Annotated in this window: 1 protein-coding gene; it reads left to right on the top strand. The window is 67.7% G+C overall.

The features are described 5' to 3' along the window. A partial coding sequence (locus A9X03_RS11055; protein ID WP_156746532.1) for an AMP-binding protein occupies positions 1–530 on the top strand: 530 nt, incomplete at both ends.

Here is a 530-nt window from a genome sequence, read left to right as displayed (position 1 = left end):
GGTGTGGTCGGTGAGTTGTATGTGGCGGGTCGGGGTGTGGCGTGTGGGTATGCGGGTCGGTCGGGGTTGACGGCGGGGCGGTTTGTGGCGTGTCCGTTCGGTGGGGTGGGTCAACGGATGTATCGCACCGGGGATTTGGCGCGGTGGGGTGGCGATGGGCAGTTGCAGTATTTGGGGCGTGTTGATGAGCAGGTCAAGGTTCGCGGGTATCGCATTGAGTTGGGTGAGGTCCGGGCGGCGTTGACGGCTGTGGGCGGGGTGGAGCGGGCGGTGGTGGTGGCCCGGGAGGATCGGCCCGGTGACAAGCGTCTGGTCGCCTATATCACCGGTGGCGCCGATCCGGCCGATGTGCGTGCGCGGTTGACCGATCGGCTGCCGATTTACATGGTGCCGGCGGCGGTGGTTGTGCTTGATGAGTTGCCGCTGACGGCCAACGGCAAGCTCGACACCCGCGCCCTGCCCGCGCCTGATTACCAGGGCGGCGGGCACTATCGCGCTCCCGGCGATGCCGTCGAGGAGATCCTGGCCGG

Origin of the sequence: Mycobacterium sp. E1715, assembly GCF_001667625.1 — a bacterium.
Classification (GTDB): domain Bacteria; phylum Actinomycetota; class Actinomycetes; order Mycobacteriales; family Mycobacteriaceae; genus Mycobacterium.
The sequence above is the reverse complement of the archived record's forward strand: the minus strand, read 5'-3'. Positions and strand labels throughout refer to the sequence as shown.